The sequence below is a fragment of the Mumia sp. zg.B21 genome, from assembly GCF_019550855.1.
GTDB lineage: Bacteria > Actinomycetota > Actinomycetes > Propionibacteriales > Nocardioidaceae > Mumia.
Window position 1 is genome coordinate 482627 of sequence record NZ_JAHWCJ010000004.1, and the last position, 12330, is coordinate 494956.

Here is a 12330-nt window from a genome sequence, read left to right on the forward strand (position 1 = left end):
TCGGCTGCGATGTCTTCTGAGCCTCTCACCCCTCTCGACACGCGACCGCCCTCGGTGGTCCCGGTCGCTCTCGATGATCTCGCCGAGGCTGTCGGCGCCACCCTCGTCGGCGGTACGGGAGGTGTCGTCACCGGCGTCACCCTGTCGTCGCGCGACGTGCGGGACGGCGACCTCTACGCCGCGCTCCCGGGCATGCGAACCCACGGGGCGCGCTTCGCCGCGGACGCCGTGGCGTCCGGCGCCGTGGCCGTGCTCACCGACGGGCCAGGTGCCGACCTTCTCTCCGAGGCCGGCGTGGACGTGCCCGTCCTCCGCGTCGACGACCCCCGAGAGGTGCTCGGTCGCGTCGCTGCGCACGTCTACGGCTGGCCTGCCGAGAGCGTGACGACGATCGGGATCACGGGCACGCAGGGCAAGACGACCAGTGCCTTCCTGATGGCATCTGCGCTGCGGGCGTGCGGCGACCGTGTGGGTGTGATCGGCACGACCGGCGCCTTCCTGGAGGACCGTCCGGTCAGCTCGGCGCTGACGACTCCCGAGGCCCCGGCGCTGCACGCGCTCTTCGCGGTGATGCGCGACCACGGGGCCGACGCGGTCGTGATGGAGGTCTCCAGCCACGCCCTCGCGCTGCACCGCGTCGACGGTGTCGTCTACGACGTCGCGGTCTTTCTCAACCTGGGCCGCGACCACCTCGACTTCCACGCCGACGTCGAGGACTACTTCGCGGCCAAGGCGTCTTTGTTCACTCCCGAGCACGCCGGCCACGCCGTCGTCGACGTGGACGACCCGTACGGCCGTCGGCTGGCCGCGGAGACCGCCCTCCCGGTGACCACGGTCTCGGTGGACGGGCGCGAGGAGGCCGACTGGCGGGTCGCGTCGTTGGAGAGCACCCCCTCCGGTTCGACCGCAGAGGTCGTCGGACCGGACGGTCAGGAGAGGACGCTCGTCGTCGGCCTGCCGGGCCGCTTCAACGTCGCCAACGCGCTCGCCGTCCTCGCAGCCGTCACCGCGACCGGCCGTGCGGTCGACGACGCGCTGGCCGGGATCGCCGCCTGCACCGGCGTGCCGGGCAGGATGGAGCCCGTCGACGTGGGTCAGGACTTCGTCGCCCTGGTCGACTACGCGCACAAGCCGGACGCCCTCCGAGCGGTGCTGGCGTCCCTGCGTGGGCTGGGCCCCGGGCGGCTGCTGGTCGTGGTCGGTGCCGGCGGCGACCGCGACCCCGGCAAGCGTCCGCTGATGGGCGCCGTCGCTGCTGAGCTCGCCGACGTGGTGGTGGTCACCGACGACAACCCGCGCACGGAAGAGCCGGCCGCGATCCGGGCCGCGATCCTGGCCGGGGCGCAGGACGCCATCCTCCGCGGGGCCACCGCGACGCTGGTCGAGATCGGCGACCGACGGGCGGCCATCGCGCACGCCGTCGCCGACGCCCGGCCCGGCGACACGGTCGTCGTGGCGGGCAAGGGCGACGAGAGCGGACAGGTCGTGGGCGACGTCGTGCACCGGTTCGACGACCGCGAGGTCGTCGCCGAGGCGCTGCGTGACCGGGAGAGGAGAGACGGGTGATCGCGACCTCGCTCGCCCGCGTCGCCGACCTCGTCGACGGTACGGCCTACGACTCCGACGACGTGGTCGTCACCGGCCCCGCCACGCTCGACTCGCGCGACGTCGCGTCCGGGGGGCTCTTCGTCGCCGTCCGGGGCGAGCACGTCGACGGTCATGAATACGCGCCCGCGGCGCTGCGGGCGGGTGCCGCCGCAGTCCTCGGCGAGCGCCGGGTCGACGGCCCCTGCGTGGTCGTCGACGACGTGACCCGAGCGCTCGGCACGCTCGCGGCCGACGTGCGCGACCGGCTGGACGGCTGCACGGTCGTAGGGGTGACCGGGTCGCAGGGCAAGACCAGTGTGAAGGACCTGCTGGCGCAGGTCCTCACCCGTGCGGGGACGACCGTGGCCACCGCTGGCAACTACAACAACGAGCTGGGGGTGCCGCTCACCGTGCTGCGCGCCGACCCCGACACCCGGTTCCTCGTCGTCGAGATGGGGGCGCGAGCGCTGGGCAACATCGCCGAGCTGTGTGCGATCGCCCGCCCGGACGTCGGCGCCGTCCTCAGCGTCGGGTCGGCCCACCTGGGTGAGTTCGGGTCGGTGGAGACGATCGCGCGCACGAAGGGCGAGCTCGTGGAAGCGCTCCCTCCGCAGGGTGTGGCGGTGCTCAACGCCGACGACGCGACCGTCGCGGCGATGTCGACACGCACGAGGGCGCGGGTGGTGACCTACGGCATGTCCGACGGCGCCGACGTGGCGGTGCGCGACCTCGCTGTCGGACCCGACGGCGAGCCTCGCTTCCGGCTGGTCGCCGGCGACGAGAGCGTCGGGGTCCACGTCCCGCTGCTCGGTGCTCACCAGGCCTCCAACGCTGCTGCGGCGGCCGCGGTGGCACTCGCGGTCGGCATGGACCTTCCGACCGTGAGCGACGCCCTCGGTGCGGCCACGACGCGCTCGGCGTGGCGGATGGAGCGCCTCGTGCGCGACGACGGCCTCGTGGTCGTCAACGACGCCTACAACGCCAACCCGGAGTCCACGGCAGCCGCCCTGCGCGCGGTGGCAGCGATGCGGGGAGAGGGGAGAGTGGTGGCCGTCCTCGGAGAGATGCTCGAGCTCGGCGATGCGTCTCACCGTGCCCACTCCGACGTTGGTAGTCTCGCCGCGGACCTCGGTGTCACCCACGTGGTCGCCGTCGGGTCGGGCGCACGCCCGATCCACGAGGCGGTGCTCGCCGCCGGCGCTCCGTCCGTCGCCGTCGACGACGTCAACGACGCCGTCGCGTGGCTGCGGACGTACGCCGGCCCGGGTGACATCGTGCTGGTGAAGGCCTCTCGCGCGAGTGGTCTGGAGCGGGTGGCTGACGCGCTGCTCTCGCCACCGGCGCAGCACGAACGAGTCGCGGGCACCGAGCCCGAGGACGGCGGAGGACGCGACGACGAAGGGAACGACGGTCGATGAGGGCCATTCTGATCGCCAGCGGTTTCGGGCTGATCGGCACGTTGCTCGGCACGCCGCTGGCGATCCGTCTGCTCGTCCGCAAGGGCTACGGGCAGCTGATCCGCGACGACGGTCCTACCTCGCACCACACCAAGCGCGGGACGCCGACCATGGGCGGCCTGGTGATCATCATCTCGGTCGTCCTGGCCTACGCGCTGGCCAAGCTGATCACGGGGAGCGTGCCGTCGGCCTCAGCGGTCCTGCTGCTCTACCTCTTCGTCGGGCTCGGGCTGGTCGGGTTCCTGGACGACTACATCAAGGTGATCAAGCAGCGCAGCCTCGGTCTTCGGTCCAAGGCAAAGCTGGCGGGGCAGGCGCTCGTCGCGCTCAGCTTCGCCCTGCTCGCGCTCAGCTTCCCCGACGCGAACGGTCGGACCCCGATCTCCGAGGGCATCTCGTTCATCCGTGACATCCCCGGGTGGACCGTCCCCGCCGCGCTGATCGTCATCTGGGTGCTCGTGATGATCTGGGGCACCAGCAACGCGGTCAACCTCACCGACGGTCTCGACGGTCTCGCGACCGGAGCGTCCGTGATGGTCTTCGGCGCCTACATGCTGATCAACCTCTGGCAGAGCAACCAGTCGTGCGCCTTCAACCCCGGCCCCAAGTGCTACGACGTCCGAGACCCGCTCGACCTCGCCGTGGTCGCGGCCGCCCTCACCGGCGCCTGCTTCGGTTTCCTGTGGTGGAACGCCTCACCGGCCAAGATCTTCATGGGCGACACCGGGTCGCTGTCGCTGGGCGGCGCGATGGCCGGCTTCGCGATCATGACCCGTACGGAGGTCCTCCTCCTGGTCCTCGGCGGCCTGTTCGTCATCATCACGCTGTCGGTGATCCTCCAGGTCGGGTGGTTCAAGATGTCGGGGGGCAAGCGGCTGTTCAGGATGGCGCCGCTGCAGCACCACTTCGAGCTGATGGGGTGGGCCGAGATCACCATCGTCGTCCGGTTCTGGATCATCAGCGGGCTCTTCGTAGCGCTCGGCCTGGGCATCTTCTACTCCGAGTGGGTCAGCGGACTGTGACCGCCGAGCCCTCTGTGGACCACCTCGGACGGCACGACTCGTGGGAGGGGGTGCACGCCGTCGTCGCCGGCCTGGGCGCCAGCGGCTACGCCGCCGCGGACGCCCTGGTGCAGGTCGGTGCGCGAGTCACCATCCTCGACGACGGCGAGGGCGACCTCCTGCGCGAGCGGGCGGGCATCCTCGAGGTGCTCGGGGCCGAGGTGCGGCTGGGTCCGGGTGCGACCGCGACCCTGCCCGCCGGGGCCGCTCTCCTCGTTCCGTTCCCGGGACTGCCACCTCGCACGCCGATCGTCGCCGAGGCGGCGCAGGCCCGCGACGTCGCGGTCTGGTCCGAGCCCGAGCTCGCGTGGCGGTTGCGCGAACCGGGCGCGGCACCCTGGCTCGCGGTCACCGGCACCAACGGCAAGACCACCACCGTCCAGATGCTCGAGTCGATCCTCGCTGCCGCCGGGCTCCGTGCGCCCGCCGTGGGCAACATCGGGGTCCCGGTGACCGAGGCGGTGATGGACCCCGCAGGCTACGACGTGCTGGCCGTGGAGCTGTCGAGCTTCCAGCTGCACTTCGCCCGATCCCTGGCCTGCGAGGCGTCGGCCGTGCTCAACGTCGCCGACGACCACCTCGACTGGCACGGTGGCCCGGCCGACTACGCCCGTGACAAGGGCAGGATCTACGAGCACGTGGAGCGGGCGTGCGTCTACAACGTCGACGACCCGGCCACGGAGCGTCTGGTGCGCGACGCCGACGTGCAGGAAGGCGCGCGCGCGATCGGGTTCACCCTCGGCGTGCCGTCGGTCGGGATGGTCGGCATGGTCGACGACGTGCTCGCCGACCGCGCCTTCGTCCCCGAGCGCACGACCAGCGCCGCAGAGCTTGCCACGCTGGGTGACCTCGCCGGTCCCGCGGGAGAGCCGCCCGCGCCTCACGTGGTCGCCAACGCACTGGCGGCCGCCGCGCTCGCCCGTGCCCACGGGGTGCCGCCCGTCGCCGTGCGCGACGGGCTGCGGGCCTACCAGCCCGGAGCCCACCGGATCCAGCAGATCGCGGAGGTCGACGGCGTCACGTTCGTCGACGACTCCAAGGCCACCAACCCGCACGCGGCGATCGGGTCGCTCCTCGCCTACCCCTCGGTCGTCTGGGTAGCCGGCGGACAGGCCAAGGGCACGACGTTCGACGGTCTCGTCGAGCGCACGGGCTCTCGGCTGCGGGCGGCGGTGCTGATCGGCGCCGACCGCGCCGTGATCCGGGACGCGTTGCGGCGACACGCGCCGGAGGTGCCGGTCGTCGAGGTCGATGCGGGCAAGGATGTGCTCATGGATCGCGTCGTGGACGCGGCAGTGCGGTTCGCCCGGCCGGGCGACACGGTGCTGCTCGCCCCGGGGTGCGCGTCCTTGGACCAGTTCACGAGCTACGCGGAGCGAGGCGACTCCTTCGCCGCAGCCGTGGCCAGGCACGCGGCGACGCGACGGTGAGACCGCCGCCGCCCGACGAGCACACGAGCGGGAGGCGACCGGTGGCGAGGTCGGGCAGGCACACGTGGGTCGCGACGTTGCGCGACACCCTCGAGAAGCCCCTGACCTCCTACTACCTCGTGCTGGCGGTCGCCGGCCTGCTCATCGGCTTCGGCATGGTGATGGTGCTCAGCGCCAGCTCGGTCACCTCCCAGCTCAACAACGGAAGTCCCTACGCCATCGCCGCCCGCCAGGGAGGTTTCCTCGTGGCGGCCCTCGTGCTGGGCCTGGTGGCGTGGAAGATGCCGCTGCGCGCGATGCGATGGTGCGTCTACCCGTTGCTGCTGCTGGCCCTGGTGCTGCTCGGCCTGACCTTCACCCCGCTGGGCGAGGAGGTGCGTGGCAACCAGAACTGGCTCGACTTCGGAGGCCCGTTCCTCATCCAGCCGTCGGAGGTCGCGAAGCTCGCGATCGTGCTGTGGACGGCCGACCTCTTCGCCCGCAAGCAGCGCCTGCTGCACCAGCCGAAGCACGTCCTCCTGCCGATGTTGCCGGTGACGGGGTTCGTCGCGATGCTCGTCGTGCTGCAGCGCGACCTCGGTACGGCGCTCGTGCTCTTCGCGATCATCCTGGGCCTGCTCTTCGTCGCCGGACTTCCGGGACGCCTCTTCCTGGTCTCGCTCCTCGGCATCGGTGCCGTGGTCCTGGTGTTCGTGCGCTCCAGCGCAGAGCGTCTGCAGCGCATCACCTCGTTCACCGATCCCTTCGCCGACGCCCAGAACAGCGGCTACCAGGCCGCCCACGGACTGATGGGGCTCGCGACCGGCCAGTGGTTCGGGGTAGGGCTCGGATATAGCCGGCAGAAGTGGGGCTCGCTGCCGGGAGCCCACACCGACTTCGTGTTCGCCGTGATCGGCGAGGAGCTCGGCTTGGTGGGAGCCCTCAGCGTGCTGCTGCTCTTCGGCCTTCTGGCCTACGTCGGCTTCCGCATCGCGCGACGGGCGCGCGACCCGTTCTGCCGCCTCGCGGCCGCCGGGATCACCGTCTGGCTGATGGTCCAGACGATCGTCAACATCGGGATGGTGCTCGGCATGCTGCCGGTCATCGGCATCCCTCTGCCGCTCATCTCCTACGGTGGTTCCGCACTCGTCCCGACCGTGGTCGCGCTCGGGATGCTCGCCAACTTCGCGCGCAACGAGCCTGGTGCGCAGACGGCGCTGCGGGCGCACCGACGCCGCCGTGCCCGGGGGCGCGGCGCGAGCGGTACGGTGCCGCTGCACGACCCCATCAAACCTGCCCCACGACCTGTCGGACGCATCGTCCGCGAGGAAGGATGATCGGTGGCGCCACGCGTCCTGCTGGCCGGCGGAGGCACCGCCGGCCACACCTCACCCCTGCTGGCCACCGCTGCTGCGGTCCGCAGGCTCACCCCCGAGGCGGAGATCACGGCACTGGGGACCCCCAGAGGGCTGGAGGTGACGCTGGTCCCGCAGGCGGGCTACCCCCTCGAGCTGGTCCCGGCGGTGCCGCTCCCACGCAGCGTGGGAGCCGACCTGCTCCGGGTTCCCGGCAGGCTCGCCGGGACCGTCAAGGCGACCGGTGAGGTCTTCGACCGGGTGCGTCCGGACGTCGTCGTCGGGTTCGGCGGCTACGTGTCGGTCCCTGCCTACCTCGTCGCCCGCAAGCGCAAGGTGCCGATCGTCGTCCACGAGCAGAACGCCCTCCCCGGCGTCGCCAACAAGCTCGGAGCACGATTCACCTCGCGTGTCTTCACCAGCTTCCCCGAGACGCCCCTGCCGAGCTCGCGCTACATCGGCCTGCCGATGCGCGAGCAGATCGCGCGTCTGGACCGGGGCGCCGAGCGCGCCGAGGCCCGCCGTGCGTTCGGGCTCGATCCCGAGCTCCCGACGTTGCTCGTGACGGGCGGATCGCAGGGCGCACGGCGCATCAACGAGGCCGTGTCGGGCGCCGCCGACGAGCTCGCCGCTGCCGGCGTGCAGGTCTTGCACGCCGCAGGCCGCGTCGAGGAGGCGCAGGTCAAGCGTGGACCGGGCGAGCCGCCGTACGTCACCCTCCCGTTCATCGACCGCATCGACCTGGCCTACGCCGCTGCTGACGCGATCGTCTGCCGGTCGGGGGCCAATACGGTCGCCGAGGTGGCAGCCGTGGGACTGCCCGCGATCTTCGTCCCGCTGCCGATCGGCAACGGCGAGCAGGCGCTCAACGCACACCCGGTCGTCGGCGCCGGCGGCGGCATCCTCGTCGACGACGCGGCGCTGACGCCCGAGTGGGTGGCGACCGCGGTCGTGTCGCTGCTGCGCGATCCCGACCGGCTGACGCGGATGTCCACGGCGGCGTCGCACCTGATGCCCCGTGACGCCGACGAGGTGCTGGCCAAGATCGTGCTCGAGGCTGCCGGTGAGGCGGCGCAGGGATGAAGATCGAGGTCCCGGAGCAGATCGACGCGGCCGAACGGCTCGGCGTGGTCCACCTCGTCGGCATCGGCGGCGCCGGCCTGTCGGCGATCGCCCGCATCATGCTCGAGCGGGGCATCACCGTGCAGGGCAGCGATGCGGCCGACTCGGACCTCCTCAGGGCGCTCGAGCGTGACGGGGCGACAGTGACGGTGGGACAGGCGGCCGACAACCTCGGTGAGGCCGACACCGTCATCGCGACGACCGCGGTCCGCGCCGACAACCCGGAGATCGTGGCGGCCCTGGCACGCGGCCTGCGGCTGTATCCACGGTCCGCGGGTCTGCAGTCGGTGATGGTCGGGCACGACGTGGTGGCGGTGGCCGGCACCCACGGCAAGACGACGACGACGTCGATGCTGGCGAGCGCGCTGGTGCATGCCGGGCTGGACCCCTCGTACGCGATCGGGGCGCCGGTCGCCTCGCTCGGGACCAACGCGCACGCCGGCACGGGTCGCTGGTTCGTCGCGGAGGCCGACGAGAGCGACGGCGCCTTCCTCGTCTACGAGCCGTACGCCGCCGTGGTCACCAACGTCGACGCCGACCACCTCGACGTCTGGGGTACGCCGGAGGCGTACGAGCAGGCCTTCGCGCGGTTCGTCGACCGCGTCTCGCCTGACGGGTTCCTCGTGCTCTGCGTCGACGATCCCGGTGCTGCGGCGCTGGAGGCCCGTGCCGAGGGACGTGGGCTGCGGGTCCTGCGCGCCGGTCTCGGCGAGTCGGCGGAGCTGCGCGGCACCGACCTGGTGACGGAGGGTGGAGGCACCTCGTTCACCGTGGTCCGCCGGGGGGAGTCGCTCGGGCGGGTCAGGTTGCAGGTCCCGGGGGAGCACTACGTCGTCGACGCTCTCGGAGCGCTCGGCGCCGCGCTCGAGTGCGGCGCGTCGTTCGCCGACGCCGCAGCCGGTCTCGCGGCCTACACCGGCGCGAGCCGGCGGATGGAGCGGATCGGCGAGGGTGCCGGCGTGACGGTGTACGACTCCTACGCCCACCACCCGGTCGAGATCGCCGGTGACCTCCAGGCGGCGCGGGCACTGGCGGGTGACGGGCGGGTCGTCGTGGCGTTCCAGCCCCACCTCGTCAGCCGGACCCGAATCTTCGGCACGGCGATGGGGGAGGCGCTCAGCGCGGCCGACGTCGTCGTCGTGACCGACGTCTATCTCGCCCGCGAGGACGCCGACCCCGACGTGACCTCGGCCCTCGTTCGGGACGCGGTGTCCCTCCCGCCGGAGGACGTCCACGCGGGCGCCGACCTCGAGACGCTGGACGCCCAGCTGGCCGACCTCGCGGCGGAGGGTGACCTCGTCCTCCTGCTCGGCGCCGGTGACATCACGACGGTCGGACCCCGGCTCGTCGCGCGTCTGCGGGAGAGGGCAGTGGGCTCGTGACCGTCACGGACCGGTTCGCAGGGCGGCGCTGGCGGGCGCGGCTCGGGCGGCTGCGTCCGTACCTCCTCGTGGCGGCCGCGCTCGCCGTGATCGGCGCCGGCGCGTGGGTCACCCTCGAGACGTCCGTCCTGGGTGCCCACTCCGTCCAGGTCCGTGGGGCGACCACCGTGTCGCCGAGCGTGGTCCGCGCACGCGCCGACGTCGTGGAGGGCCGTCCCCTCGCGCGCCTCGACGTGGAGGCCGTGCGCGAACGTGTCGAGCAGATCCCGCAGGTGGCGACCGTCGACGTCAGCCGCCGGTGGCCGCGCTCGGTCGTCGTCGAGGTCACCGAGCGGACTCCTGTGGCACGCCTGTCCGGCGACGACGTACGCCTGCTCGATCGCGACGGAGTCGTCTATCCTCCTGCCGGCAAGACGCCGCGCCGGTTGCCGCGGGTCGTCCTCGCCTCGGGGTCGGGGCCCAGGGCGGAGGCGCTGAAGGAGGCGGCCGACGCCGTCCGCGCGATGGACCGAGACCTCGCCCGGAGGGTCCGTGAGGTCCGGGTGAGCAGTCGGGACGGGATCACGCTCGAGCTGCGGGACGGTGCCGAGGTCGCCTGGGGGAGCGCCGACCATGCCGGTCTGAAGGCCCAGGTCCTCTCGGCGCTGCTGCCCCAGAAGGCCAGCGCCTACGACGTCCGTGCACCTGAACGGCCGACCATCCGGCCGTGACCGACCTCCGAGCACGCTCTGTGGGTGACATCTCGACGAGGAGCGGCGGGACCGGCGGCGTGTCGGCGCAGAGCGGCGCGGTCGAGCACGTAGGTTCATGCACAGACACGAGGTTGACATAACTATAACCCTGAACTTGAGGGTTAGGGTTCTGGGCTCACCGCTCGGAGCCTGTGGCGCCGACACCGGACTGCGGTGCCTCGTGAAGACTCGGACACACAAGCACGTGAGGGGCACCATCGTGGCAGCTCAGAACTACCTGGCCGTGATCAAGGTCGTCGGCATCGGCGGAGGTGGCGTCAACGCGGTCAACCGGATGATCGAGGCCGGCCTCAAGGGAGTCGAGTTCATCGCGATCAACACCGACGCCCAGGCGTTGCTGATGAGCGACGCCGACGTCAAGCTCGACATCGGTCGCGAGCTCACCCGCGGCCTCGGCGCCGGCGCCAACCCCGACACCGGGCGACAGGCGGCCGACGACCACGCGGACGACATCGAAGAGGTGCTCAAGGGCGCCGACATGGTGTTCGTCACCGCAGGTGAGGGAGGCGGCACGGGCACCGGCGGTGCGCCGGTGGTCGCCCGCATCGCCCGCTCGCTGGGCGCCCTCACGATCGGCGTCGTCACCCGCCCGTTCTCCTTCGAGGGTCGACGCCGCGCCAACCAGGCCGATGACGGCATCGAAGGGCTGCGGGAGGAGGTCGACACGCTGATCGTCATCCCGAACGACCGGCTGCTGTCGATCAGCGACCGCAACGTCACCATGCTCGACGCGTTCAAGCAGGCCGACCAGGTCCTCCTCCAGGGCGTCTCGGGCATCACCGACCTGATCACGACGCCGGGCCTGATCAACCTCGACTTCGCCGACGTCAAGTCCGTGATGTCTGATGCCGGCTCAGCGTTGATGGGAATAGGGTCCGCTCGGGGAGACGACCGCGCGGTGGCGGCCGCGGAGATGGCCGTCTCCAGCCCTCTGCTCGAGGCGTCGATCGACGGTGCGCACGGCGTGCTGCTCTCGATCGCCGGCGGGTCCGACCTCGGCCTCTTCGAGATCAACGAGGCCGCGGCGCTCGTCAGCGAGGCAGCTCACGCCGAGGCCAACATCATCTTCGGTGCCGTGATCGACGACGCCCTCGGCGACGAGGTGCGTGTCACCGTCATCGCCGCAGGCTTCGACGGAGGCACGCCCAAACGACGCGACGCGTCACGTCCTGCCCTGCGCCGCGACACAGCGCCGGCCCGGCCCGTGACCAAGGAGCCGCCCGCCGCACCGGCAGCGCCGGCGGAGACGGCCAGCCGCGGCGACCGTGTCCCCGTGGGGGTGCGCAGCCAGGCCGGCGACAGCACCACCCCGACCACCGAGTCCCGTGCCTCGCGCGGCCCGTCCCCTGTCACGGGTCCGGCGACCGGCTCAGGCAACGGGGCTCGGCCGTCGACCCCGAAGCGTCAGGCTGTCGATCCCTTCGAGGACGACCTCGACATCCCCGACTTCCTGAAGTAAGTGTTCGCCTTCCACGAGACCCTCTCGCGCGCCGACCTCGCGTTCACCGACCGTCACGACGGTCACAGCACGGGTCCCTGGGCCTCGCTGAACCTGGGGGCGAGCAACGGCGACGACGAGGCCACAGTCGCGCGCAACCTTCGAGACGCCGTCGAGGCCTTCGGTGGGGACCCTGACCGGACGCATCTCGTACGCCAGGTGCACGGCCGTGGTGTCCGTGTCGTGACGGCCGACGACGACCCGACCGCCCCGCGCGCCGCTGCCGACGCGCTGGTGACAGCTGTGCCGGGCGCGGTGCTCGTCGTCCGGGTGGCCGACTGTCTTCCTGTCGTGCTCGTCGACGACGAGAACGCGGTCGCCGCAGTCGTCCACGCCGGGCGCAAGGGCGTCGTCCTCGACGTCGCCGGTGCCGCGGTCGAGGCGATGCGTGCCCTGGGCGCCGAGCGGATCACGGCGTGGCTGGGACCTCGTGCGTGCGGGCACTGCTACGAGGTCCCGGAGGCGATGCGTGACGAGGTCGCACGCCAGGTCACCGGCACGTGGGCACAGACCCGGAGCGGCACACCTGCTCTGGACCTGGCGGCCGGTGTCGCCGGCCAGCTCCGTGCCGCGGACGTCGACGTCGTCGACCTCGCCGACCACCACCCGATGTGCACGATCGAGGGGGAGAAGGACTTCTTCTCCTACCGGCGCCAGGGTGAGCGCTCCGGCCGGCTCGCCGCGCTCGTCCGCGTGCGAGGCTGAGC

Annotated in this window: 10 protein-coding genes; all 10 read left to right on the plus strand. The window is 72.1% G+C overall.

From position 1 onward, the window contains the following. The first annotated feature begins 9 nt into the window (after positions 1 to 9). Positions 10 to 1566 carry a UDP-N-acetylmuramoyl-L-alanyl-D-glutamate--2,6-diaminopimelate ligase gene (locus KV100_RS17595; RefSeq protein WP_220344386.1) on the plus strand — a complete coding sequence of 519 codons (1557 nt, stop codon included), beginning with the start codon at positions 10 to 12 and terminating at the stop codon, positions 1564 to 1566. Continuing rightward, positions 1563 to 3005, plus strand: coding sequence for a UDP-N-acetylmuramoyl-tripeptide--D-alanyl-D-alanine ligase (gene murF / locus KV100_RS17600; protein ID WP_220344387.1), 1443 nt, complete (start codon positions 1563 to 1565; stop codon positions 3003 to 3005). Before KV100_RS17595 ends, murF begins: the two co-directional genes overlap by 4 nt. After that, positions 3002 to 4066 (plus strand): phospho-N-acetylmuramoyl-pentapeptide-transferase, encoded by a 1065-nt coding sequence (mraY, locus tag KV100_RS17605; RefSeq protein WP_220344388.1) that lies wholly within the window; start codon positions 3002 to 3004, stop codon positions 4064 to 4066. The genes murF and mraY overlap by 4 nt, the downstream gene beginning before the upstream one ends. Next, a complete protein-coding gene (gene murD / locus KV100_RS17610) occupies positions 4048 to 5535 on the plus strand; it encodes a UDP-N-acetylmuramoyl-L-alanine--D-glutamate ligase (RefSeq protein WP_374226672.1) in 1488 nt (495 codons plus the stop codon). The genes mraY and murD overlap by 19 nt, the downstream gene beginning before the upstream one ends. Before the next feature lie 41 nt (positions 5536 to 5576). After that, positions 5577 to 6851: a putative lipid II flippase FtsW gene (ftsW, locus tag KV100_RS17615; RefSeq protein WP_308289391.1), complete on the plus strand. Its 1275-nt coding sequence runs from the start codon at positions 5577 to 5579 to the stop codon at positions 6849 to 6851. A gap of 3 nt (positions 6852 to 6854) precedes the next feature. Next, a complete protein-coding gene (murG, locus tag KV100_RS17620; RefSeq protein WP_220344390.1) occupies positions 6855 to 7952 on the plus strand; it encodes an undecaprenyldiphospho-muramoylpentapeptide beta-N-acetylglucosaminyltransferase in 1098 nt (365 codons plus the stop codon). Continuing rightward, positions 7949 to 9373: a UDP-N-acetylmuramate--L-alanine ligase gene (gene murC, locus KV100_RS17625; RefSeq protein WP_220344391.1), complete on the plus strand. Its 1425-nt coding sequence runs from the start codon at positions 7949 to 7951 to the stop codon at positions 9371 to 9373. The genes murG and murC overlap by 4 nt, the downstream gene beginning before the upstream one ends. Continuing rightward, positions 9370 to 10083: a cell division protein FtsQ/DivIB gene (locus tag KV100_RS17630; RefSeq protein ID WP_220344392.1), complete on the plus strand. Its 714-nt coding sequence runs from the start codon at positions 9370 to 9372 to the stop codon at positions 10081 to 10083. Before murC ends, KV100_RS17630 begins: the two co-directional genes overlap by 4 nt. A gap of 238 nt (positions 10084 to 10321) precedes the next feature. Next, positions 10322 to 11584: a cell division protein FtsZ gene (ftsZ, locus tag KV100_RS17635; protein WP_220344739.1), complete on the plus strand. Its 1263-nt coding sequence runs from the start codon at positions 10322 to 10324 to the stop codon at positions 11582 to 11584. Next, complete coding sequence (gene pgeF, locus KV100_RS17640; RefSeq protein WP_220344393.1) at positions 11585 to 12328, plus strand: peptidoglycan editing factor PgeF; 744 nt, start codon at positions 11585 to 11587, stop codon at positions 12326 to 12328. The last annotated feature ends 2 nt before the right edge of the window (positions 12329 to 12330 follow it).

Bases quoted from the DNA above. Each gene is read 5' to 3' on its own strand.
- KV100_RS17595 (WP_220344386.1), top strand. From the start codon at position 10: ATGTCTTCTGAGCCTCTCACCCCTCTCGACACGCGACCGCCCTCGGTG.
- mraY (WP_220344388.1), top strand. From the start codon at position 3,002: ATGAGGGCCATTCTGATCGCCAGCGGTTTCGGGCTGATCGGCACGTTG.
- murC (WP_220344391.1), top strand. From the start codon at position 7,949: ATGAAGATCGAGGTCCCGGAGCAGATCGACGCGGCCGAACGGCTCGGC.